19 protein-coding genes and 1 tRNA gene are annotated in these 23,818 nt (G+C 50.6%); 11 read left to right on the top strand and 9 right to left on the bottom strand.

Going from position 1 to position 23,818, the window contains the following annotated elements; genetic code table 11:
- Window positions 1–60 precede the first annotated feature (60 nt).
- Window positions 61–525, top strand: a complete 465-nt coding sequence (locus HRU79_11005; GenBank protein ID QOJ27140.1) for a transcriptional repressor — start codon at window positions 61–63, stop codon at window positions 523–525.
- Window positions 522–2,915, top strand: coding sequence for a type I DNA topoisomerase (gene topA, locus HRU79_11000; GenBank protein QOJ27139.1), 2,394 nt, complete (start codon window positions 522–524; stop codon window positions 2,913–2,915). Before HRU79_11005 ends, topA begins: the two co-directional genes overlap by 4 nt.
- Window positions 2,916–2,940: 25 nt before the next feature.
- Here the strand turns inward: topA and HRU79_10995 are convergent, their stop codons facing one another.
- The 3 genes from HRU79_10995 to HRU79_10985 all read right to left on the bottom strand — a co-directional run bounded on the left by HRU79_10995 (window position 2,941) and on the right by HRU79_10985 (window position 7,711).
- Window positions 2,941–5,019 (bottom strand): hypothetical protein, encoded by a 2,079-nt coding sequence (locus HRU79_10995; protein QOJ27138.1) that lies wholly within the window; start codon window positions 5,017–5,019, stop codon window positions 2,941–2,943.
- An 81-nt stretch (window positions 5,020–5,100) separates the two neighbouring features.
- Complete coding sequence (locus HRU79_10990) at window positions 5,101–7,230, bottom strand: glutamine synthetase III (protein QOJ27137.1); 2,130 nt, start codon at window positions 7,228–7,230, stop codon at window positions 5,101–5,103.
- A 1-nt stretch (window position 7,231) separates the two neighbouring features.
- Window positions 7,232–7,711: an Lrp/AsnC family transcriptional regulator gene (locus HRU79_10985; protein ID QOJ27136.1), complete on the bottom strand. Its 480-nt coding sequence runs from the start codon at window positions 7,709–7,711 to the stop codon at window positions 7,232–7,234.
- Between the two features lie 58 nt (window positions 7,712–7,769).
- Between HRU79_10985 and mtgA the strand changes: the two genes are divergently transcribed.
- Window positions 7,770–8,459 (top strand): monofunctional biosynthetic peptidoglycan transglycosylase, encoded by a 690-nt coding sequence (gene mtgA / locus HRU79_10980; protein ID QOJ27135.1) that lies wholly within the window; start codon window positions 7,770–7,772, stop codon window positions 8,457–8,459.
- Here mtgA and HRU79_10975 read toward each other — a convergent pair.
- From HRU79_10975 to HRU79_10950, 6 genes are all read right to left on the bottom strand, one after another.
- Window positions 8,422–9,582: an RluA family pseudouridine synthase gene (locus HRU79_10975; GenBank protein ID QOJ27134.1), complete on the bottom strand. Its 1,161-nt coding sequence runs from the start codon at window positions 9,580–9,582 to the stop codon at window positions 8,422–8,424. The two genes, mtgA and HRU79_10975, sit on opposite strands and share 38 nt — an antisense overlap.
- A gap of 11 nt (window positions 9,583–9,593) precedes the next feature.
- Window positions 9,594–10,190, bottom strand: a complete 597-nt coding sequence (lspA, locus tag HRU79_10970; protein ID QOJ27133.1) for a signal peptidase II — start codon at window positions 10,188–10,190, stop codon at window positions 9,594–9,596.
- Between the two features lie 6 nt (window positions 10,191–10,196).
- Window positions 10,197–10,826, bottom strand: coding sequence for a TraR/DksA C4-type zinc finger protein (locus tag HRU79_10965; protein ID QOJ27132.1), 630 nt, complete (start codon window positions 10,824–10,826; stop codon window positions 10,197–10,199).
- Between the two features lie 104 nt (window positions 10,827–10,930).
- Window positions 10,931–11,215 (bottom strand): histone H1-like repetitive region-containing protein, encoded by a 285-nt coding sequence (locus HRU79_10960; protein ID QOJ27131.1) that lies wholly within the window; start codon window positions 11,213–11,215, stop codon window positions 10,931–10,933.
- A gap of 59 nt (window positions 11,216–11,274) precedes the next feature.
- Window positions 11,275–14,517: an isoleucine--tRNA ligase gene (locus HRU79_10955; protein ID QOJ27130.1), complete on the bottom strand. Its 3,243-nt coding sequence runs from the start codon at window positions 14,515–14,517 to the stop codon at window positions 11,275–11,277.
- Between the two features lie 31 nt (window positions 14,518–14,548).
- Window positions 14,549–16,066: a HAMP domain-containing protein gene (locus tag HRU79_10950; protein QOJ27129.1), complete on the bottom strand. Its 1,518-nt coding sequence runs from the start codon at window positions 16,064–16,066 to the stop codon at window positions 14,549–14,551.
- Between the two features lie 50 nt (window positions 16,067–16,116).
- Between HRU79_10950 and HRU79_10945 the strand changes: the two genes are divergently transcribed.
- The 8 genes from HRU79_10945 to HRU79_10910 all read left to right on the top strand — a co-directional run bounded on the left by HRU79_10945 (window position 16,117) and on the right by HRU79_10910 (window position 23,766).
- Window positions 16,117–16,947 carry a glutamate racemase gene (locus HRU79_10945; protein QOJ27128.1) on the top strand — a complete coding sequence of 277 codons (831 nt, stop codon included), beginning with the start codon at window positions 16,117–16,119 and terminating at the stop codon, window positions 16,945–16,947.
- A complete protein-coding gene (locus HRU79_10940; GenBank protein QOJ27127.1) occupies window positions 16,944–17,885 on the top strand; it encodes an ABC transporter permease in 942 nt (313 codons plus the stop codon). The genes HRU79_10945 and HRU79_10940 overlap by 4 nt, the downstream gene beginning before the upstream one ends.
- On the top strand, window positions 17,882–18,913 hold the full coding sequence (locus HRU79_10935) for an ABC transporter permease (GenBank protein ID QOJ27126.1): 1,032 nt from the start codon (window positions 17,882–17,884) through the stop codon (window positions 18,911–18,913). Before HRU79_10940 ends, HRU79_10935 begins: the two co-directional genes overlap by 4 nt.
- A 30-nt stretch (window positions 18,914–18,943) precedes the next feature.
- Complete coding sequence (gene holA, locus HRU79_10930; GenBank protein QOJ27125.1) at window positions 18,944–20,032, top strand: DNA polymerase III subunit delta; 1,089 nt, start codon at window positions 18,944–18,946, stop codon at window positions 20,030–20,032.
- A complete protein-coding gene (locus tag HRU79_10925; GenBank protein ID QOJ27124.1) occupies window positions 20,029–20,910 on the top strand; it encodes a PHP domain-containing protein in 882 nt (293 codons plus the stop codon). The genes holA and HRU79_10925 overlap by 4 nt, the downstream gene beginning before the upstream one ends.
- Complete coding sequence (locus HRU79_10920; GenBank protein ID QOJ27123.1) at window positions 20,888–21,376, top strand: 6,7-dimethyl-8-ribityllumazine synthase; 489 nt, start codon at window positions 20,888–20,890, stop codon at window positions 21,374–21,376. The genes HRU79_10925 and HRU79_10920 overlap by 23 nt, the downstream gene beginning before the upstream one ends.
- Window positions 21,373–23,652 carry a hypothetical protein gene (locus tag HRU79_10915; protein ID QOJ27122.1) on the top strand — a complete coding sequence of 760 codons (2,280 nt, stop codon included), beginning with the start codon at window positions 21,373–21,375 and terminating at the stop codon, window positions 23,650–23,652. Before HRU79_10920 ends, HRU79_10915 begins: the two co-directional genes overlap by 4 nt.
- 30 nt (window positions 23,653–23,682) lie before the next feature.
- Window positions 23,683–23,766, top strand: a tRNA-Leu gene (locus HRU79_10910).
- The last annotated feature ends 52 nt before the right edge of the window (window positions 23,767–23,818 follow it).

The following is a 23,818-nucleotide window of genomic DNA, read 5'->3' as shown; positions in this document are numbered from 1 at the left end:
GGAGTATGATTTGTGGTTCAGAAATGACGACCAAAAATACGAAGACTATATTTGCTGTCTATGTCAGCAAACGTAAAACTCGAACAGCTGCAAAATCAGTTTGCAGAATTCCTCCGCCGAAAGAAGTACCGGGCTACTCAGGAGCGGTACAGGATTTTGGAAACAATTGCCGAATTGGACCGACATTTCTCGGCCGATGAGCTTTATTTTGAAATCAATAACCGTGGTGAACGGGTATCCCGCGCTACGGTGTATTCTACTCTGGACTTGCTTACGCAGTGCGGCATTTTAACCAAACACAGATTTCAGGGCGAAAGCGCTCACTTTGAGCTTTCGTCACGAATGCCAAACCACGACCACCTTATCTGTACCGAGTGCGGCAGAGTTGTTGAGTTCCGCAACGAAGCTATTGATGCCATCCGAAATTCAGTGGCAGAGTCGCTTGGTTTCGTCCCGGTATCACATTCGCTGCAAATTTTCGCTGTATGCCATAATCCGTCAACTTGTGAATTCAACATATCATGAATCTAGTTATCGTAGAATCGCCGAGTAAGGCCAAAACAATTCAAAAGTTCTTAGGTGACAACTTTGTTGTCACATCATCAATGGGACATATCCGCGATCTGCCGGGTAACGACAAGGCGATTGATATCGAACATGGATTTACTCCCACATACGAGGTCACGGCAGATAAAAAGAAAATCGTCGCAGATCTGAAAAAGCAGGCCGCCAAGGCAGAAACAATATGGCTGGCAACTGACGAAGACCGCGAGGGTGAGGCTATTGCATGGCACCTGATGGAGGCGCTGGAACTGCCACCACAAAAAGTACGGCGCATTGTGTTCCACGAGATCACCAAGAAAGCAATTCAGGCGGCAGTCGAAAAACCCCGTAGCGTTGACATAGCTCTGGTTGATGCTCAACAGGCACGCAGAATTCTGGACAGACTGGTTGGCTTTGGACTTTCGCCGGTGCTGTGGCGCAAGGTACAGCGCAACCTTTCGGCCGGCAGAGTGCAAAGCGTTGCCGTCCGCCTGGTTGTTGAACGGGAACGAGAAATTCAGGCCTTCACGGTAACCTCTCAGTTTAGAATTCAAGCCGAGTTTCAGAAAAACGGCAGGTCATTTACTGCCGAACTTCCACGAAGGTTTGATACCGAAACCGAAGCCCGTACCTTCCTTGAGAAGTGTAAGGGGGCTTTGTTCCATGTGCAAAATCTGGAAATAAAACCCGGTAAGAAGTCACCCTCTGCGCCGTTTACCACGTCAACACTCCAACAAGAAGCTTCACGCAAACTGGGCTATTCATTGGCACGTACCATGAAGCTGGCTCAGGATTTGTACGAGGCCGGACACATTACCTATATGCGAACCGATTCAGTGAATTTGTCCGATGTTGCCATTAGCGCCGCATCAGAGTACATTGGGTCATCCTTTGGCGCCGAATACGTTCAAACCCGCCGGTACACCACCACCGTGGCCAGCGCACAGGAAGCTCACGAAGCTATTCGGCCAACCGATGTGTCAAAGAAAAGTGCCGGAACCAGTGAAGCACATAAAAAACTGTACGACCTGATCTGGAAGCGTACCCTTGCTTCACAAATGGCAGATGCCCGTTTGGAAAAAACCGTTGCAACCATTGGTATCAGCACAACACCGGAAACACTCACGGCAACGGGCGAAATGCTGGCATTTGATGGTTTTCTGCACTTGTATATGGAAAGTTCCGACGAGGAGAATGACCAGGAAGATGCCAAGATGCTGCCACCCCTTGCCGTTGATGAGAAACTGGATGCACAGGCAGTGCGGGCTCAGGAACGGTTCGCCCGCCCCCCAGCCCGATACACCGAGGCGTCACTTGTTAAAAAACTTGAAGAACTTGGTATCGGACGTCCATCCACGTATGCACCAACAATTGGTACGATACAGTCACGGAATTACGTGGTAAAAGAAGATCGCGACGGCAAGCAACGCGAGGTTCGCGAATTAGTGCTGAATCTTAATACAGAGACCATAGCCCCTTCCGAGATCCAGCGTATTGTGAAAACAGAGAATACCGGGCAAGAACGAAATAAACTCTTTCCAACCGGCATCGGCTCAATCGTGACTGATTTTCTTCTCCTTCACTTTGAAGGAATTATGGACTATAATTTTACCGCCAGCGTAGAGAAGCAGTTCGACGAGATTGCTCACGGTAAGCTGCAGTGGCAGTCCATGATTTCGGCGTTCTATGGTCCGTTTAAAGAGACTCTCGACAAAACGTCGGCAACGGCAGAACGCCAGAGCGGTGAACGTCACCTGGGTACCGATCCCAAAACCGGGAAACCGGTCACAATCCGGCTGGCACGCTACGGACCCATTGCACAGATCGGCGACTCTGATGATCCGGATAAAAAACAAAAGGGCCTTGCTCCAGCAATGAGCATGGAAACAGTTACTCTTGAAGAGGCTCTGGCGTTGTTCCGCTTTCCACGCGTTGTTGGTGACTACGAAGGACAACCCGTAGTCGTGAAAATCGGACGGTTTGGTCCGTATATCGAACACAACGGCATGTTTGCCTCCATTCCATCAGGCGAAGATCCCGGAACAGTGTCAATCGAACGATCAATCGAACTCATCGAGGCAAAGAAAAAAGCAGTTGCCGAACGTCTAATCAAAATATTTAATGAAAATCCTGATGTGCAGATTCTAAAAGGACGCTGGGGACCGTTTCTGAAAATTGGTAAGGACAACTATCGAATTCCAAAAGGTACTGATGCTGCAGCGCTTACTCTTGCCGAGTGTTTGGCACTGGCAGAATCACAGTCCGAATCGGCACCAGCCAAACCCGAACGTGCGGTAAAGAAGACTGCTGCAAGGAAGTCGGCCGCAAAAAAGCCTGCATCCAGAAAGTCGGTTACAAAGAAGTCTGAGTAGCATTGGCTGCGGACAGAACCATTGTTTACTGTGCAACAATAAAGCTGCTCCAGTAATACGTTCCGTCCGCCAAATACACTGCTGCAAGGAACGGAGTACCTGAACTTCCAAGTTTGTTTACAATGCCACGGATTTCTTCAGGTGTGATGTTATAAGTTTGCCGGTACACCTGCTGTCCGTTTAGCTGGTACACCACCAGTGTTGCATGTAGTTGCTGAAACGTTACCAGTCTGCCTTCAATCCAGCAGCCGGTTATCGCAACCGAACCGTTGTGATACATTGCCAATGGAACAACGCCGTTCTCAAGGGTTACACTATCCGCTGTCACCGGAGCACGCTCCGGCCTTCGTAGCATGGTCTGAACGTTCAGGTACACTGTGGTATCTGCCTGACCCGATGGATAGCCTGCAAATAAAATGTGGTACACATTGTCTGTAGCTTCCTGAGCTACACGTTCGATACTGCACCCTCCTGACCCAAGCACATTCAGTGCATTCCGTGGAGTACGCACCGTAAACCGGACTGTGGTAGAACCATTAAAGTGCAGGGTTGACTGCAGCCGAATCGGGATGTTCAGAAAAGTGCCAACCGGTACTGTGGTATCGGGGATGGATATACTTACCTCGCCTGTGATGGTGTCACCAACGGCAATCCCCGTGATCCTGGAAGTTATCGTATCCTGGCACTCGGAGTCCATCAGCACCCACCTGAGCGTTATTGAAAATGCACCGGGAACAAGAGGCAGGAACTGAACCGTAAAGTTCTGACGTGTTCCGGCACCCACCAGTCGTGGTGTTTGCGGTTTAACGGTAACCGGCGATGATGATTGAACCGAAATAACGCTAACATCGTTCACGCCATTGTTAGCGACTTGTACTACAGGCTGAACATACAGTCCTGTGGGTACAACTCCAACGTTGACATCAGGAACACTCATCGCTATTGGAGGCTGCACTCCAAGAGTGATCGACGTGGTTTCTGAACATGCGTCAAGCGTTGTTCCGGTTACCGAGTAGGTTCCGGGTGCAGTGATCCGGATGCTGCTACCCTGCTCCCCGGTATTCCACACCCAGCGAACAACTTCTCCCCGCGTATCGGATGCGGTCAGGACAGCGGAATTTCCTGGACACAGGATGCGGGGCCCAGTAATCGTGATCTGCGGTTTCTGAAACTCAATAACTTCAACAGTATCGCTTACCCCTGAGCATCCGTCAACTCCGGTAACCGTTACATAGTAGTAACCTCCGTTCCGCACGGTGATGGTCTGGGTTGTGTCACCGGTATTCCAGACAACGTTACCGCCGGTAACCGCCGTCAGTTGCACGGAGTCACCGGTACAGATATCTCGTCGCGTATATGATATCGTTGGCTTCACCGATGCCAGGACGTTAACCTTTACCGTGGTATCCTTGGTGCAAACACCACCATCGGGGCGGGTGGTAACGGCACGGACGGTGAGAGAACCCGACCTGCTCCACCGTACCTTAACAGCCGGTGTACCCTGCCCGCTTTCCACCACACCACCATCAGCCATCCAGGAATACGAAGTATTGTACTGTCCGGAAACATAGTGAACAAGTGTACCATCTTTACACACCGACGTTGGCCCCTGAATACTGACAACAGGTTTTGGAATAACCAGCACCAGTATTTCGTCTGACGTACCCGTGCATCCGTTGGTATCAACAACTGTTAGACGGAACCTTCCCTCCTGAGTCACCCGGATGGAACTTGTGGTATCCCCGGTATTCCAGCGGTACGACACGAATGTGGTTGGTGCTTCCAGCCGAAGCTGATCACCTGCACACAGATATTCAACCGGATTACCAATCGAAGGATGCGGAATAAAGGCCTGACGAACAACGGCTACGCCGGTGTCGATATTACCATTTGGCAGAGTTACAGTACAGGTATAGGTCCCGGCCGACGTTACAGTGATCTGTCTGTCGGTTGAACCGGTATTCCACGAATAGCGGATCATCCCTGCGGGTGCCGACAGTACAATGTCGGTTTGACCGCATATCACCCGCGGGCCGCTGATTGATACGGCACACAGTGCGGTTGATACCGATGCGAGAAACATCCAGACCAGGAGCTTTTCCATTGCGTTGGCACCTAGCAATAATTGCACCATCATCACACGGAGTGATCTCCGAACAATGAACCGTAGAAACGAGCACCGTCTTTACCGAACCAGCCACATTTCGCGGTATCCCGGCATTGGCCATACAGCAGAGTCACAGATGCGCTCAAGTTTATCGGCTACGTGGCGGACAGCCTTCATTGCAGGCAGCACATTCTGTACCATGTGCGTGCACTTGCTCCGTACATCGCTGCCACCCAGCTCAACATTTTGCCTGTGCAGCTCTCCAAGAGCGCTCCCAAACTTGTCTATTGCCTCTACCAGCTTGTGGTGCGTTTCCTGCGCAAACGTGCTGTGCGTTTGTACCAACTGGGTACGAGCGATAAAATCAAATACTGCGGGGACAATCATTGTACGGGCAATCCACTCTGTGGTTTCTGCTTCGATGTTGATAGTCTTAAAATACTGATCGTACAGCACTTCTTGTCGGGCTTCGAGTTCACGGGCATTAAACACCTGCAACTGCTCAAAGAGTTGAATATTCTTCTGTGAGGTTAACTGTTCATAGGCATCAACGCATGATGCATAAACGGGCAAACCACGCTCGGCAGCAGTTGTAATCCACTGAGGATTATAACCATCGCCATCAAACAAAATACGTTTATGTTCGGAGTAGGTGGAACTAATCACAGTGCGCAGTGCGTTTTCGAACTGTTCGCCCGAAGCCAGAAGAGCTTCGATCTGTGCTGACTGATATATCACTGATTCAGCAACGATACTGTTTAGAACCGTTACCGGAAAGCTGATGGTCTGCGACGACCCCACGGCTCTGAATTCAAACTTGTTACCCGTAAATGCAAATGGTGACGTCCGGTTACGGTCACCACTGTGCAACGGTATCGGAGGCAGCACCGGTGAGCCTAACCCCAGCAGCCCACGAGCCCGTTTACTTCCGGCCTTACCACTCTCGATGCGTTCAAAGACGTCGGTCAGCTCTGCGCCAAGGTAAATGCTCATAATTGTTGGCGGTGCTTCGTGGGCCCCCATGCGTAGATCGTTCGATGCTGTAGCAACGCTAATACGCAGCAAGTCTGAGTGGAGGTTGACGGCACGGATAATTGCCGTGCAGAAAAACAGAAACATCATATTCTCAAATGGAGTATCGCCAGGCTCCAGAAGATTCACTCCCGTATTGGTGATGATGCTCCAGTTCACGTGCTTGCCGCTCCCGTTAATTCCACTAAACGGTTTTTCGTGCAGCAGACAAACAAAGCCATGTTTCCGTGCCGTATTCCTAAGCACCTTCATCACCAGTTGCTGATGGTCGGCTGCAATATTTGCACCTTCGTACAGCGGGGCAAATTCATACTGACCGGGTGCAACTTCGTTATGGCGGGTTCTCACCGGAACGCCAAGTGCGAACAGCTGCTGTTCCACATCCGTCATATAGCTCAGTACACGGTTTGGTATCGAACCAAAGTAATGGTCGCTTAACTCCTGACCACGTGGCGGGCGTGCGCCAAACAACGTCCGCCCGGTTAGTGCAAGGTCAGGTCGGCGTTTGGCATACTCAGCGTCGACCAGAAAATACTCCTGCTCTGCACCAACGGCACTTGTTACGTTTTCAACCGAAGAATCACCAAATAATTTTAGTGCTTTCAGAACTGCATGATTGAGTGCATTCGTACTCCGAAGCAGCGGAATTTTGTGATCCAGTGCCTCACCCGTCCAGCTTGCAAATGCCGTGGGGATATACAATGTGGCACCGTTGTCATGACGGACAATAAAAGCGGGCGATGTTGGATCCCATGCCGTATAGCCCCTGGCCTCGAAGGTAGCACGCAGACCACCACTTGGAAAACTGGATGCATCGGGCTCTCCCTGAATCAGCTCCTTCCCGCTGAATTGCGAAATTGCCGACCCGTTTGAAGTGGGTACAACAAACGATTCATGCTTTTCAGCTGTAAGACCTGTAAGGGGCTGAAACCAATGTGAATAATGGGTAGCCCCTTTTTCAATTGCCCATGTTTTCATTGCCAGTGCCACCGTGTCGGCTATTGCACTATCGATCACCGTGGCTTTATCAATTGTGTTACTAATTGACTCCCACACACTCCTGCTTAAGCGCTGACGCAGTTGGTCGGCTGTTAAAACATCATCGGCAAAGGCCTCCGTTAACGTATCAGAAACAAGTTTTGCTGACCGGGGTACATCGGTTGCGTTTGTGTGCATTTTATTTACTTTCTGCGGATGTTGGTTTGATTTCCAAGTTCTGTGTTTCCTTGTGCGTGCTCAGCACAACATGAGTTACCGTGCGCGTAACCCCTTTCCAGCGCTGCATTACGCTTAAAAGTTCCTCGAGCTGCGAGGTATTGCGGACGCGAACCTTAACAATATGTGAGGCCGTTCCGGTAATTGCATGAACCTCCAAAATATCGGCATGTTTCAGACAGTTCCTCCGGAACTGGCTGTAAACATCGCTTGATTCTGCATCAACGAAGATGAATGCCGTCACGTCGTACCCAAGAGCATCGGAACTGATTACAGCATGGTATCCACGAATCACACCGTTCGCCTCAAGTCTTTTTACCCGTTCACTGACTGTTGGAACCGAGGCTCCAACCCTGTCTGCCACCTCGCTCAAACTGAGTCGGGCATTGTCCTGAAGGATCCTACAAATTTCCCTATCGAGTGGTTTTAATGTGATTTCCATTACTTTTGTCAATTATTTCGTGTGCAAACCTAACAAACGTAAAGTCCCAAATCAGAGCATGTGGAAAAAACTTTTTCGTGGTTTATGGCTTAATATCCTCACGGTTAGCGGCTTATTCATTGTAAGTATTGTTCTGTTGCGATGGTTTCCACCCTGTTACACGCCGCTCATGATTTGGCGTCTGGCCGAAGCCCCGTTCACAAAATACTCGGGAGGGCTTCACTACGACTGGGTATCGATTGATGAAATGTCAACGTGGGTACAGCGCGGAGTCATTGCCAGTGAGGACAGGGCCTTCCTGATTCATGGCGGCGTGGACTGGCGTGCAGTTGACCGTGCAAAGAGAGTTAACCCCTCAAGGGTCAAGCGCGGACGTCCGCCCCTTGGTGCCAGTACCATAAGTATGCAAACAGCACGAAGTGTGTATTTGGTACCGAGCAGGACGATGGTACGGAAGGCGTTTGAGGTTGGAATCACGTACTGTATCGAGGCAGTATGGGGCAAGCGTCGAATCCTGGAAATGTACCTTAATGTTGTGGAGTGGGGCGACGGTGTGTATGGTGTTGAAGCGGCGGCACAACATTACTTTGGTAAAACAGCGGCACGGTTAACACGAATGGAATCGGCACTGCTTGTAGCGGTACTCCCCAATCCAAGGCGGTTTAATGCCGGCAGGCCTTCGGCTTATATTAAGCGACGCGCAAGTGCAATTAGCAAAGGCATGGGGGGAGCGGCCCTGCCTCGGTAGGACGTACTGTACGAATAGCCGAAAGGAAATCTTCTGGGACAGGTGTAGTGAACTTCATAGGTTGCCTGGTTGCTGGATGTACAAATTCAAGCAATCGGGCATGCAGTGCCTGCCGCTGGATAGTGAGCAGAACCTGTCGTGCCTGAGGCCGAAACGCATGGTGGATTCCGTTGAGCACTGAATCTGCACCTCCGTACTCTTTGTCGCCCACGAGCGGGTGCTGTTTCCAACTTGTATGAACCCGTATCTGATGTGTCCGGCCTGTATGCAACTTACAGGTAATCAACGTTGCACAGTTGTAGCGTTCTACAACGGCAACCTGCGTAGCAGCGTATTTCCCATTGCGCTGCACAACAGCATACAGTCTGCGATCTCTTGTACTGCGTCCGATATTGGTTTCAATAAGCATGGCATCATCCTGCATAACACCCCATGCAAGAGCTACATACTCACGCTGAACTATACGTTGAGCAAACTGATTAGAAAGGTGCAGTGTTGTAGCATAGTTTTTTCCAACAACCATCACTCCCGACGTGTCGCGGTCCAAACGATGGACGATACCCGGGCGTACGGCTTGTGCAGACAGAAATTCGGAGGGACTGGAGTCAGGTGTTTCCAGTATGCCATCCTCCATACCATCATCGCCGTCTGACTCGCCGTCATCATCTGTATCGTCGTAATCGGCAAGTGACTCACGATTACCCAGGACAGGAACGGCCTCCCGCTGTCCGAGATGCCACAGAACTGCATTCACCAATGTCCCCGACCTGTTGCCGATGCCGGGGTGCACCAGCATACCGGGCATCTTATTGATGACGATAAGATGTTCATCTTCAAACAGAATATCCAGCGGTATATTTTCGGGGATTAACTCCAGTGGCGGAGGTTTGCGAACGAGAACGTGAATTACATCGCCCGGACGAATTTTATAGTTTGACTTTGTGGGCTTACCGTTCACCGTAACCGTACCGCGTTCTATAGCACGCTGAACACGTGACCGTGAAGCATGCTCAATACTACGCGAAATGAATGCATCGATCCGTTCAGGCGTCTGACGTTGCGGAACGTTCAATGTAAATGTGAACTCCACCTTCTCGGGATACTGTTCAGCCGGGTTCTTCATGGTTGCGGCACTTACGGTGCCTGATGATCGGTCGTGTTAGGCTCAGCAGTGGGACCCTTTTTCTTTCTGAAGCCGGCAACGATCTCTAACCCAAGCAGCAGGGCGATGCCAACGGTAACGCAGGAATCAGCCACATTAAAAACCGGCCAATGTGTCCACACCGTCCCCATGATATTCATATCGGGAATATCAAGCTGCACAAAGTCAACCACGCTGCCAAGGAACAGTCCTGCCTGACCATAGGCAACGCCATAGAATGTACGATCAATAAGATTACCAACAGCGCCGGCCAGAAGCAACATTATTGCCGTTTGAAGAAGCATACTTCCAGTTCTGATTTTATAGAGGTACCAGCCAAGTGCAGCTGCAATGATCACGGTTGCCAGCGTTAAGACAATTTTCGCTGATCCCCATTCTAAACCAAAGGCACTTCCGGGATTTTCAACAAATGTTAGCCTGACGATGTCACCGATGAGCGGTTCACTTTGACCAAGGTACATCCCCTGATGGGTAATGCCCATAAACGAAAAACCCTTAACGGCAAGCTTTGTACACTGATCCAGGAGTACCAGGGCCACGGCAATCAAATGGAATCGGAAAACCCGCATGTAGCACTATCGTATAACGCCACCGGGCTTTGCCACAATGCGGTCAACGCCGTCTTCCGGACATTGCTGATGAATTTTGTACGATGCCGACAACGTTGTAATCGGCACAGCAAGCAGGCGTTCCTTGGCGATTTTAATTCCGCACATCCGACATATACCGTACGTTTTTTCATCAATACGCATCAGTGCTTCATCCAGCTTCCGGATGTATTCCTGGATGCGTTGAATCTGAGCATAGGTTTTTTCTTTTTCCATTGCTTCAGATCCCTGCTCGGCCATGTGCATAGAATAGATAGCACTCTCTTCGGCCATCTCGCTGCTGGTCAGATCGTCAAGACGCTCACGCAGCATCCGTAATTCTTCCAGAGCATCCGATTTGGAATGTTCAATGTTAACCTTGAACATCTCAAGGTCCTTATCGTTATACCTAACATTCGGCTTTGGCTGAACCGGTACAAGTGGGGCGGCCTTAACCACCTTTGTTTCTTTTGAAGCTTTTGTTGTTTTTGTCTGTTTTGAAACAGAAGCTGCTCCTGTGGATCGCACAGGAGCAGCTTGTGATGTGCTTCCGGTTTTCGAGTTAGACTTCTTTTTCGTCACTTCCTGCTTTCTCGCTGTTTGTTCCTGATTCTTCATCTCTATAATAGTATTTTTAGACGCATTTGACATCTGCCTGCTGACGGCTGACGTCTTCGACGAAGTCTGTTGCGAAACCGGATTAAATGAGTTGCCGTTTCGGGCTAGCTCATTTTTTTTTTTGCAGCAGCTTTCTTAGCTACTGGCTTCTTAGCGGCAGCTTTCTTGGCTACCGGCTTCTTAGCAGCAGCTTTCTTGGCTACTGGCTTCTTAGCAGCGGCCTTCTTGGCTACTGGCTTCTTAGCGGCAGCCTTCTTGGCTACTGGCTTCTTAGCGGCAGCCTTCTTGGCTACCGGTTTCTTAGCAACAGCCTTCTTTGCGGCTGGCTTCTTAGGAGCAGCGGCCTTTTTGGCGGCTGGCTTCTTGGCGGCTTTCTTGGCAACTGCCATAGAAATAAACCTCCGATAAAAAGTGAATGAAAACGCGTGCGTCGATGGACGCACAAGCTTCAGTCGCGCAATACGCGCACGTTGACGAAGCGCCCGTTAATCTCGAGATCAACCCCTTCGGGCTGTTCCCCCCGCTCGAGCGATGTCGCCAGCGTTTCCATTACAATGTACGACCGCATGGATACCAGTGCTTTATATGTTTCGTCGTCACCAACCAGGACTAAACTCACTCTGTCGGTAACATTAAAGCCCGAATCCTTACGGATTTTTTGGATTCTGCTAACAAACTCACGTGCCAGACCTTCACGTTCGAGGACATCATCAATTTCAGTATCTAAAGCTACCGTAATTGTTCCCTCGGAAGCTACCAGCCATCCTTCGATATCCTCGCTGATAATTTCAACATCTTCGTATTCCACCTGAACAATTTCATCTCCCACTGTACATGCCAAAACCGAAGATTGTTCCAACTTCCGCACATGGTCGTTAGTCATGGTACGAATTGCCGCTGCAACAAGCTGGGTGCGATCACCATACTTTTTCCCTATAACTTTAAAGTTTGGTCGTGCACTCCGCCGAACGATACTTGTGTCATCCGATACATACTCAATTTCTTTTACATTGATCTCCTCCATGATGATGTCCTGTACAGACTGAATCTGTCTGCGTGCTGCCGGGCCATCAACTGGAAGAAGAATTCTTCGTAACGGTTGCCGCGTTTTTATTCGTGCCTTTTCTCTTAAAGAACGTGCAAGCGATACAATTATCTGCGCCTGCTTCATCCGTTGTTCGAGTTCAGCATCAATAAGTGCTTCCTCAAACAATGGCAATATACAACAATGTATGCTCACTTGGTGCGACTCTTTTTTTAGTCGTTGAAAAATCGCTTCGCTGATCATCGGGACAACCGGTGCCATCAGCTGAGTTACCCCAAGTAAAATTTCATACAATGTATGGTAGGCAGATTCTTTGTCGGCATCCATAGTACCCTTCCAGAACCGACGCCGATTGCGGCGAACATACCAGTTACTGACTTCCTCAATACAGAACTCCTGAATAGTCCGGCATGCCAACGTTATGTCGAACTCATCGAATGATTCCATAACGTCCCGACGCACAGTTTGCAACCGGGATACAATCCAGCGATCAATCTCCGGACGGGTTTCAACGGCCGGAGCAGGCGTGGTTGCGGCAAATCCGTCGATGTTGGCATACATTGCAAAAAAGTCGTACACGTTTGTTATCGATCTGAATAGCTCGGCTACAACCGTACGTGCAATGTCAGTTTCGTTAAACAACTTCGGCTTCCAGACTGGTGATGAGACCATGAGATACCAGCGAATAGCATCTGCGCCGTATGTGCCGAACAGCGAAAATGGATCAACAGTGTTGCCACGTGACTTCGACATTTTCTGTCCGTCCTTGTCAAGAACCAGGTCGTTGACAATAACGTTTTTAAATGCAACCGATCCAAACAGCGCAGTTGCAATATTGTGCATCGTATAAAACCATCCGCGCGTCTGATCGATTCCTTCAGCAATAAAGTCAGCCGGAAATTCCTTCTCGAACTTTTCCTTGTTTTCGAACGGATAGTGAAACTGGGCAAACGGTACGCTTCCGCTGTCGAACCATACGTCAACAACTTCGGTGGTTCGGCGGTATCGTTTTCCGTTGCGCACAAAAACAACATTGTCAACAAACGGACGGTGAAGGTCGATCTCCCGATTGCTTTCTTTCAGGGGGCTCAGGCTTCCGTCGTCATCTTCGTACATACCCTCCCGCAGTTCTTCGATGGATCCGACGGCAAACATGTCGGTTCCATCCTCACTGATCCAGATTGGAAGCGGAGTACCCCAGTATCGGTCGCGCGACAGGCTCCAGTCCTTGACTTCTTCCAGCCAGTTGCCAAATCGTCCGGCGCCAATTTCCGGTGGATGCCACGAGATTTTTGTGTTGTTCTCAACCAGATTGTCACGGTAGCGTGGTGAGGTAATAAACCATGAATCCCTGGCGTAATAAATCACGGGATTGTCGGTCCGCCAGCAGTGTGGATAACTGTGAACGTAGTCAAACGTAGCACGGTAAATTTTACCGGCTTCCTTCAGAGCTTTAACAATATCCCTGTCAGCCCCTTCTTCAGTATGATCGGCATAGGTAAATGTTTTTACAGTACGCCCGGCAAATGCCACAACGTCGTCCGTAAACCGTCCGTTTGCCGTAACAGGCTGAGGCATTGGTAAATCAAACTGCTTGGACACTTCGTAGTCATCCTGTCCAAAGGCGGGTGCCATGTGCACAATTCCGCTTCCGTCTTCGGTGCTTACAAAGTCGGCAGGGACAATAGTCAGAGCATGAGGGTGTGCCCCGATATCAAGTTTAATGTCAGAAAAAATCTGTTCATACCGAGCTCCCACGATATCCGATCCTTTATACCGGGCTTCAATGGTGTATGGTCCCTGCAACACCGAGAGCCTGCTCTCGGCAATCAGAAATCGTCCGCTTACTTCGGGTATCCCTTTAATCTGGCGGGTGTGTTGCACAACAACATAGTCGATGTTGGCACCAACTGCCAGCGCAACATTGGCAAACAGCGTCCACGGCGTTGTGGTCCATATCAGCACCTGAACGCCAACCAGTTCGGGGTGAGCGGAATGAGTGATCGTTACATTCAGGTAAACATTAGGATCTTTAACGTCTTTATAATTCTGCGATAATTCGTGGCTGCTTAGAGGAGTACCCAGGGTAGGACTTTGCGGAACAACTTTGAACCCCTTGGTGATAAGCCCCTTATCAAAAAACTGTTTCAGAGCCCACCAGACAGATTCAACATAGTTATTTGTACAGGTGATATATGCCGAATCCATATCAAGCCAGTAACCCATTCGGCGTGTCACCGACCGCCATCCCTGATCGGTACTGATGTTCTCATCAACAATTGCCTTGCATTCCTTGTTGAACACATCAACGCCAATGGTTTCGATCTGCGCCTTGTCGGTAATGCCCAGCCGCTTCTCTGCGGCAATCTCTACGGGCAGTCCGTGAGTATCCCATCCGGCCTGCCGACGGACTGCGTAGCCCCGCATGGTTCGGTATCTGCAAATGGTGTCCTTAATAGTCCGTGCAAGCACGTGGTGTATTCCCGGACGTCCGTTTACAGTTGGCGGTCCTTCATAAAACGAAAAAACCGGGGCATCTTTTCGGGCATCCTGTACGGTTTGGAAGACAGTATTGGCATCCCAGAATTCGAGAACAGATTCTTCAAGTTTTGGATACGATAAATCGTCTGGAAACGGTTCGAACATGGTGTAATGTAAAATGAAATGAGATACAAACTTACACTGTTCTTGGCAGCACCATGCTAAAGGTTGTACCCTTGCCCTCGGTACTCTCAACCTGTATGCGTCCGTGATGTTCATCAACAATCCAGCGGACGATACTTAGGCCGAGGCCGGTACCAGAGACATCCTGCGACCGTGCCTGATCAACCCGGTAAAACCTGTCGAAGATAAACGGAAGCTTGCTTTCAGGAATTCCAATGCCGGTATCACTCACGCGCAAAATCACGTCATTAAACTCTGCAAGCAACGTAATATGAACAGTCCCACCGGCTGGCGTGTACTTTACAGCGTTCTCGACAATATTCAAAACAGCCTGCCGTAGTCGAAGCGCATCACCGGTAACAATCAGGTCAGGCTGAATGGCAACGTGCAGCGTAATCTGCTTTCGCGTTGCCAGCCGTTCAATCACATCGGCAACATCGGCAATCATAACCGAAAAATCAACTGGCACCTTCTCGATAACAACCTGTCCCGACTCTGCACGTGACAGTTCCAGAAGACCCTGTACCACGTGCGTTAAACGCTCAACTTCTTCCAGACAACTGGTTAGGATTGCCCGGGCCTCCACCCCCACGTTTTTATTTCGGAGGGCAACCTCCAGCTCGCCCATCATTATTGCCAGCGGGGTTTTTAATTCATGCGATGCATCTGATGTAAACTGACGCACCTGTTCGAACGATTGCTGGAGGCGCGCTATCATACTGTTCAGTGTTTCAACAAGCCGGCCTATCTCATCGTTCGCAGGCGGTACCGGTAATCGTTCCGACAAGTTTTCAGCCGTTATCCTGCGCGCACTCCTCACCACCCTGTCCACCGGTTTCAACGCCCTGCGTGCCAGAAGCCACCCGATAAACATACTGACGACAATCGTTACCGGGAAGCCCCATTGTACAAGCTTGAATAGCCGAACCAGAATTAAATCAATTTCGCCAACCGGGTATGCGGTAGCCACTTCAGCTATCGAACTTCCGATGACAACAATTCGATATCGAATTCCATCCTGTTCAAACCATGACCAAACCCGGTTTGAATCTCCCTTCCCTGTTGGCAGCAAACTGCGAAGTGACGGCAGCGAATCAGTAAGCAGGTTGTCGGATTTCCAGACGATGTCACCTTTTGCCGATCGAACCTGTAATAAAAATGAACTTGCATTCAACAATACGTGTTCATATACGGCACTCCATACCGGGTCGGGTGGCTGCTCAAAAACATCATCCGTCACAGGGATCGGACCCACGAACTCCCGTAGCGACGATCGTTGCAAAAACTCAAAAACATTGTCGGGGCTATCCCTCCGACGCTGCTTTACCGGCTGGAGTGGCCTGTTCTGTTGTGTGTGCTCACGCTGCACTACGGCAAGTAAGCCGTTGCCTGCCCGCAGCAACGAAGCATCCAGATTATTCTGCAGCTCGTCCATCACTGTGTAATACGCAATAAAGGCAAAGGCAACCGTTGTGATGGCTGCCACAGCCCCGTACATCAGTGATAACCGCATTCGTAGGGTGAGGTTCACAACCGTAAACTACGCAGAGTAGGTACTTATCCCTGCGTATTTTCGACGATATGCCGGAAGAACTACAACCCATTGGTGTATTTGACTCGGGCCTTGGCGGTCTTACCGTACTGCGGAAGCTTATGATGCACCTTCCGAATGAACGGTTTGTGTACTTGGGCGACACTGCCCGCGTACCGTACGGTAACAAGAGCGCCGAAACCGTCCGCAAATACGCAGCCGAATGTGCGGCGTTTTTACTTGACCATGACGTTAAACTCATTGTGATTGCCTGTAATACTGTCTCCGCTGTTGCACTGGAGTCTCTCAGGTATCACCTTCCTGTACCCGTGCTTGGAGTTATCGAACCTGCAGCAAGGCAGGCCGCCCAGGTTAGCCCGAGCGGACGTATCGGCATTGTTGGAACCAGGGCCACGATTGCCTCCGGAGTGTATGAACAGGGTATTCACGCTCACCGCAGCGATGCCGCGGTTATGAGCCAGGCATGTCCGCTCTTCGTTCCCCTTGTTGAGGAAGGATGGCTTGATACCGATGCAACACGACTGGTTGCCAGAACCTATCTGAATCCTCTGCTGGCACAGCGCATTGATACCCTTGTGCTTGGATGCACTCACTATCCGCTACTCTCACCGCTGATTCAGGAGATGGCCCCCGGTGTTCGGCTTATTGACTGCGGCGAAGCAGCCTCAGTACAGGCAGCACAAACACTTAATGTAGCTTGGATCAATGGAGTTACGGATACAACGCGATCTTTTGCTCAGCTGTATCTTACAGACTATACGCCAACCTTTCAGCTTATTGCCCGTGAGCTCCTGGGCATGAACGTTCAGGAGCCTACCCGCGTAACCCTGTCGGAATACTCATTGCCGGACGCACCATGAAACTCTTCCAACTACTGGCAAATGCCCTTTCACTCCGACAGTTGTTGTACACACTTGCCGTACTCCTTGGAGTTGTAATACTAACGTTCTTTATCAGACCACCGGGTGACCCTGTACGGGTTGCTCTTGGACAGCATGCAGACTCTGTGAGCGTGGCGAACCTTCAGAAACAGCTGGGTCTGGACAAGCCCCTTGCCATTCAAATGCTACACTACATAGGCAACCTGACTGCTGGCGACATGGGTCGGAGTCTTGTTACCGGCAGACCGGTAGCTGAAACCATTGCCGACCGTTTGCCGGCTACGGCACTGCTTGCCACCACATCGATGCTCATAGCCACAGTTCTTGGTATTATACTGGGTGTGTGGGCAGCATGGAGGGCCAACTCGTGGCTCGACACCTCGCTGATGGGGTCATCGCTGCTGGGGATTAGTGTTCCCTCGTTTGTTGTTGGGCTGCTGTTCATCCTGGTGTTCTCGGTTATCCTGGAGTGGTTTCCTATCAGCGGATATATTGATCGTGGATGGGAATACCTTACCCTGCCTATGATCACACTTGCCATTCGGCCATTGAGCGTGATTGCACGCATCACCCGTTCCAGCATGCTGGATGTTTTAGGGATGGACTACGTACGCACCGCCCGGGCGAAAGGCTTATCTAACGTCAAGGTGTTTTTCAGGCATGCCCTGCGAAACGCTCTCAATCCTGTTGTCACCACCGTTAGCGCATGGTTTGCCGGCCTTCTTGCCGGCACCTACTTTATCGAAATGGTTTTTAACTGGCCGGGAATCGGCCTGGCAGCATTTAATGCCATCGAAAAACTCGACTATCCGGTTATTCAGGGTACGGTGCTGATAACTGCGGTGATTTTCGTTATTACCAACTTAGTCACCGATATTATTAACGCCCTGCTCGATCCGAAAGTGAGGGTGCGATGATTCCTATCGTAACGCTTACGTGGAAACGACTGAAAAAAAATAAAGGGGCTTTGGCAGGCTTGATAACAATATGTATCATGTCAGCAATGGCCATCTTTGCTCCATGGATAACACCATTTGAACCCACCACTCAAATTCTTGAATACAGTGTTAAGCCGGCTGGGTTTAGGGGAAACATTCTGTTAAAACACAACCCTGCAAATCCCAACGTACCCAGTGTTATAGCTGTCAGCGACTTCACGATATCCGGCGATACCGTCCACTACCACGATCCTTCGGGAGAACCATACCGTATCGCCCTGAAGCAGCTTGCGGGAACGTCGCAGGACGACTGGCACCACCGGCCCCTGTTCCTGCTCGGCACTGATCGTTTTGGTCGTGACGTGTTCAGCAGACTGATTTATGGTTTGCGGGTATCGCTGACCGTTGGGCTCATCGCCCAGGCTATCGCACTCCTGATAGGCGTTACGCTTGGTGCCTTTGCCGGATATTTCAGGGGCTGGGTTGATGACGGTGTAATGTGGGTTGTGAACGTTGTCTGGTCATTCCCCGCCCTTCTCCTTGTGATTGCATTCAGCGTTATTCTGGGCAAGGGCTACTGGCAGACCTTTGTTGCCATTGGCATGAGTTCCTGGGTTGACATTGCAAGGATTGTCCGCGGACAGTTCTTCTCCATCCGAGAAGCTGAGTATGTAGAAGCCACACGTGCATTTGGTTTTGGTGCAGTCCGCACCATCCTCCGTCACATGCTGCCCAATGCCGCCGGACCTGTGATTGTGCTAACGACTGCCGGGTTTGCCACTGCCATCATTGCCGAAGCATCACTCTCGTTTATCGGTCTTGGCGTCCAGCCACCGATGTCGTCACTCGGACAAATGATCAAGGATGGGTACGGATACATAGCACTTGGAACAAACTGGGGCCTTACGGTTTTCCCTGCTGCTGCCATGGCAATTGCCGTAATTGCCGTTAACCTTTTGGGCGATGGTTTGCGTGACGCACTGGATCCTCGCACAACACAACGATAGATACGGACCACACCATCGAACGTGTTACTCATGATTGAAGAAATTCTTACAACGCTGAACTTCCCGCCCGTCCTTCTTTTGTTTGGCGACGATGACTATACCCTTGAGCAGGATGCTGAACGGTTGTTTCAGGCAGCCTCTGCCAGCGATACCGGAGGCATGAGCACAGATGTTGTGGATGGCGATGGTATGCAGGCTGACGCCATTGTATCCATAGCCCGATCATTCCCCATGATGAGTACCCGCCGTACAATTTGGGTTAAGCATTTTGACCGGGTCACACCACCTCGAGGCAAGAACGCCTCGGTATTGTTGGGATACCTTCAAAACCCCTCATCATCAACATTTTTACTACTCACCGCATCTGTTCCGCAGGCAGCCGGATTAACCGGTGCTCGCCAGCGAGGGAGTGCAGCGTTCAAGCGAAAGCTCACCGGGATTAAGCAGCCGTTCACGGCGATTTTTCAGTCAGCAGCCTGGCATGAATATCCTGCCAAGAAGCATCCGCAACTGCTGGCATGGGTTCATGCAACTGCCGAGCAGAACCATTTCGCCATTGACCGCGATGCGGCCGAAATACTCATTGCCCGCTGTGGCAGCAGCCAGCGTATGCTTGCCCTTGAAATCGAGAAGGTTGCATTGTTTTTAGAAGGCAAACCACAGGCAACCGCACGCGACATCGTCAGGCTTACAAGCGGTTCCCAGCAATTTACAGTATTCGATTTGCAGCGCGCAATCGGAAGAAACAACCCGGCAGAAGCCATTCGTATCTTAAAACCACTTGTTGATGATAATCACGAAGAAATGCTGATCCTGACGATGCTCGCACGATACTTTACGCAACTGTTGAAACTCACCGAAACCATCCGCTCTGCCGACGCCTCGACCGCTGCAACAGCAGCCGGAATTCAGCCGTTTGCGCTTGGCGAATATCAGTCGGCTCTGTCAGCATTAGGTAGCCGGAAAATCGAAAAAGGAATTCACGCAATCCGGCATGCCGAGAAACTCCTTAAAAGCAGCACTGTCGATGCGTTTGCCGTCCTACAGGCAATGGTTGTTTCCATTCTCGACGATGACAGCCGGGATTTCGGCAATGGACTGGAGATATTTGCAGCGTGACCGATATCTACGCAGACCTGCACATGCATACCGTGTTCAGCGATGGGGTCCTTTCGCCCGCTGATCTTCTGAACAAGGCCGGCCTTACCGGCCTGAAAGCCATTGCCATTACCGATCACGATACAATGATGGCTCACCGCGAACTTCAGAATACGCCCGTCGCTTCTCACGTCACGGTAATTCCCGGTATCGAAATCAGCTGCTACGAAAACGGAACCGAGGTACACTGCCTTGGATACTACATGGACGCTACCAATCCCGACGTCCTTGAATATGAACACAAAAGTCGTCTCGATAGAGAACACCGTGCCCGAGAGATGGTAAGAAAACTTAATGTTGCCGGAATACGAATCACGTTTGATGAGGTTCTGGACGTTGCCGGCAAGGCACCGGTAACCCGCCCCCATATTGCAGCCGTTCTTGTTGCCAAACGGTATGCCACCAGCCACAAGCATGCTTTTGACAAATGGCTAAGCCGCGGACGCTGTGCCTATACGCCACGTGAGCGTTTCACCGTGCGGGATGCTGTAAACCTTACCCATGCTGCGGGTGGTGTTCTGGTAGTGGCACACCCGGGCCGGACCTACCAGGATCCGCGATTGTTTCTGTCGCTCCTTAGCATGGGCATTGATGGTATCGAAGTGTATCACCCGTCACACTGGACGCATACAACAGAGTACTATCGGATTCTGGCACAGCAACACGAGCTTATTGTTACTGGTGGTTCGGACTATCACGGCACACGCGACCATGACGATGCCACCATTGGCACGTACGGAGTGAGTGAGGAGCAGGTAAATATCATGCATGTTCGTTCGTTACAACGCAAAATTCACCCACCAGGAAGAGTTAACGATGGCATCTCCCGGAACCCCTGAACCCCTCAAGACGTCCACCACCGGTACCAAACACATTACCATCATTGCCGCCCGATGGCACGGGACCGTGGTTGATGCACTGGTCCAGGGCGCACTGGCTGTACTTTCAGACCATCCCCATTGTACCGTTAGCGTACTACGCTGTCCCGGAACTTTCGAATTGCCAACTCTTGCAGAAGCTGTTGCCCGCAAAAAAGTAACGAACGCCATCATTGCACTGGGATGCGTTGTGAAGGGTGAAACACCGCACTTTGACTTCGTGGCAGCACCCGTAGCACAGTCTCTGAACTCGATTAGCGTGCACCACTGCCTTCCCGTGATTATGGGTGTACTTACAACCCTTACGATGGAACAAGCCCTTGACCGTGCCGGCGGCAATCATGGCAATAAGGGAGCCGATGCAGCTCACGCAGCACTTGAAATGATTACGGTTCTTGACACAATTACCATGGGAGACCAACGATGATGCGCCCACCGGCAGGTATTCTTGGAACAGTAGAGCACACGATATCCGGACTTGCACTCCTGCTGGTTACCGCTGTACTCCCTGCAATGGGTCAGAGCCTTTCGCTCGGATCATGGCAGACCATCAGCTCAATGCGCACAACCAGAGACATTGACATTGACTGGAATGGTACTTTGTGGGTGGCTACCAGTGGCGGTGTGTATGCCTACAATCCTAATACCGATGAAAAACAAGAATACCGGAACATCAATGCGCTGCAGTCACTCGACGCACGGATTGTTCTGTGCGATACTACAACGAAACAGGTTGTTGTTGGCCATGCTGACGGAGCAATGGATATTCTTGACTCTACAGGTCGGTGGACGCCCATTGCCGACATTAAACGAGCTATGCAGTATCCCCGGCGCGGCATAACGTCACTCAGACAAAATGGGCGTGTTCTGATGATTGGTACGGAATTCGGACTGACGCTGTTCGACCTTAATACACGACTCTTTATTGAAACAGTTGATAGAATCGGAACATTGCAGGAAAAAACACGGGTAACGGATATTGCGCTGTTCCGCGATTCGGTCTGGCTTTCAACCGATTCCGGCATTGCCGTGGCACCACTAAATTCGCCAACGCTCAGACTGCCGTCAGTATGGAAGATCCTGGATGCCTCGAACGGTCTTCCACGGACGTCGTACCTGCACATAGTACAGAACGGATCCGGCGTTTACGCCTGTACTGATACGGTAGTATATAACGTCGCAGTTTCCGGGTCAGAGCAGGTTGGGCGGACCGATTATCGAATCAGCAGTCTCTCAGCTCTTAATAACAATGTTTACTTTTCAACAATTGGTGGTGTAGCTACGACCAACGGACCGGTAAACATTAACTGGACACCCGGTGAGTTTATTGGTCACAAGGCGGTAATGATGAATGGTGTACCGTGCATTGTTGGTTTTATTAACGGCACCGGAATCAACGTGTGGGACGGCACCTCCGTGCACCCCAAACCCATAGGTGGACCAGGCTCGAATCAGTTTGCCCACATGCGTTTTGATTCCCACGGGGTACTCTGGGTAGCAACCGATATCGAACCGCCTTCAAAAGCTGCAGGGGTTACCATTTTCGATGGCATGTCGTGGAAGTCTGTCACCGTCAGAGAGTATCCTGAGCTTCAGAGCAACTCTTGTTATCGCATCAGTGCACTGAAAAACAATCGGATTATGATTGGAACCTGGGGAACAGGCGGTATTCTTGGTTCGTATGCAAACGGGGATGTGGACCTTCGATCGTATACGGTTTCCAACAGTGCCGTTCAGGGAATTCCCAAGGATTCCAACTTCTGTTTGATTGCCGATGCCGTCAGCGATGCCTCCGGCAACACATGGGCTGTGAATGAGTTTGCCTCAACCCAGGTGCTTGTCAAGATCGACGATTCCGGCAACTCATCGGGGGTAGCAAACTGCACCGACGCACGCAGTAACAGCTATCGCACAATTGCCATTGACGGTGCCATGAATAAATGGATGGGAAGTACGGCAGGCTTAGGCTTACTAATTTGGAATGATAAAGGAACTGATAACAGGGCAGATGACATTTGCAACGTTGTGCGAACCAGTAACTCGCAGCTGCCCGACAATGTGATTTATGCTCTTGCTACCGACAGAACTGGCGCACTCTGGATTGGCACTGCACGCGGTGTGGCCGTAATTGCATATCCCGCCAGTATTTCCAATACATCGGTTCCATATGTCCGCCGTATCACTGCTCTCTCGGCATCTGTGATTAACGATATTTTTGTTGACGCATTAAACTACAAATGGGTGGCAACAAATGCAGGCGTCTTTGTATTAAACGAAGATGGCACCCAAGTACTTGCAGAAGTTACAAAATCAAATACGCCGCTGCTTGATGACAACGTGCGTACCGTTGCCGTCCACCCCGAAACCGGATTAGCGTACATGGGTACTACCCTTGGATGCAGCGTAGTGCAAACGTCGTCCAAAGCCCCTTCACAAACTCTCGAGCTGTCAGTTTTTCCGCAACCGTTCGAGCAGAGCAAGCACTCTGAAGTGATTATCGACGGGCTGGCGGCCGACTCGGAGCTTCGGATCCTTACGCCCGGTGGCGTGCTTGTGCAGGCGCTAACGGCAAAGGGCAGACAAGCTGCATGGGATGGCAGAGATGCCTACGGGAACGAGGTTCCGCCCGGAGTGTATATTGTCCACGTTACCAGTGCCGTCTCAAAGGAAAGTGGCGTTACCAAAATTGCTGTACGCAGGTAACAGTTACATTCCTATATTTGCGCTCCCCATGCGGAAGTGGCGAAATTGGCAGACGCACCATCTTGAGGGGGTGGCGCTCGTACGAGCGTAGGGGTTCAAGTCCCCTCTTCCGCACATCACCGACGGTTTTTTCCCTTGAAAGGGGCTCATGCCCCTACGCTCACCG

This window comes from Ignavibacteria bacterium (genome assembly GCA_015709655.1).
Taxonomy (GTDB): domain Bacteria; phylum Bacteroidota; class Ignavibacteria; order Kapaibacteriales; family Kapaibacteriaceae; genus OLB6.
The sequence above is the reverse complement of the archived record's forward strand: the minus strand, read 5'-3'. Positions and strand labels throughout refer to the sequence as shown.

Bases quoted from the DNA above. Each gene is read 5' to 3' on its own strand.
- HRU79_11005 (QOJ27140.1), top strand. From the start codon at position 61: ATGTCAGCAAACGTAAAACTCGAACAGCTGCAAAATCAGTTTGCAGAA.
- topA (QOJ27139.1), top strand. From the start codon at position 522: ATGAATCTAGTTATCGTAGAATCGCCGAGTAAGGCCAAAACAATTCAA.
- HRU79_10995 (QOJ27138.1), bottom strand. From the start codon at position 5,019: ATGGAAAAGCTCCTGGTCTGGATGTTTCTCGCATCGGTATCAACCGCA.
- HRU79_10990 (QOJ27137.1), bottom strand. From the start codon at position 7,230: ATGCACACAAACGCAACCGATGTACCCCGGTCAGCAAAACTTGTTTCT.
- HRU79_10985 (QOJ27136.1), bottom strand. From the start codon at position 7,711: ATGGAAATCACATTAAAACCACTCGATAGGGAAATTTGTAGGATCCTT.
- mtgA (QOJ27135.1), top strand. From the start codon at position 7,770: ATGTGGAAAAAACTTTTTCGTGGTTTATGGCTTAATATCCTCACGGTT.
- HRU79_10975 (QOJ27134.1), bottom strand. From the start codon at position 9,582: ATGAAGAACCCGGCTGAACAGTATCCCGAGAAGGTGGAGTTCACATTT.
- lspA (QOJ27133.1), bottom strand. From the start codon at position 10,190: ATGCGGGTTTTCCGATTCCATTTGATTGCCGTGGCCCTGGTACTCCTG.
- HRU79_10965 (QOJ27132.1), bottom strand. From the start codon at position 10,826: ATGAAGAATCAGGAACAAACAGCGAGAAAGCAGGAAGTGACGAAAAAG.
- HRU79_10960 (QOJ27131.1), bottom strand. From the start codon at position 11,215: ATGGCAGTTGCCAAGAAAGCCGCCAAGAAGCCAGCCGCCAAAAAGGCC.
- HRU79_10955 (QOJ27130.1), bottom strand. From the start codon at position 14,517: ATGTTCGAACCGTTTCCAGACGATTTATCGTATCCAAAACTTGAAGAA.
- HRU79_10945 (QOJ27128.1), top strand. From the start codon at position 16,117: ATGCCGGAAGAACTACAACCCATTGGTGTATTTGACTCGGGCCTTGGC.
- HRU79_10940 (QOJ27127.1), top strand. From the start codon at position 16,944: ATGAAACTCTTCCAACTACTGGCAAATGCCCTTTCACTCCGACAGTTG.
- HRU79_10935 (QOJ27126.1), top strand. From the start codon at position 17,882: ATGATTCCTATCGTAACGCTTACGTGGAAACGACTGAAAAAAAATAAA.
- holA (QOJ27125.1), top strand. From the start codon at position 18,944: ATGATTGAAGAAATTCTTACAACGCTGAACTTCCCGCCCGTCCTTCTT.
- HRU79_10920 (QOJ27123.1), top strand. From the start codon at position 20,888: ATGGCATCTCCCGGAACCCCTGAACCCCTCAAGACGTCCACCACCGGT.
- HRU79_10915 (QOJ27122.1), top strand. From the start codon at position 21,373: ATGATGCGCCCACCGGCAGGTATTCTTGGAACAGTAGAGCACACGATA.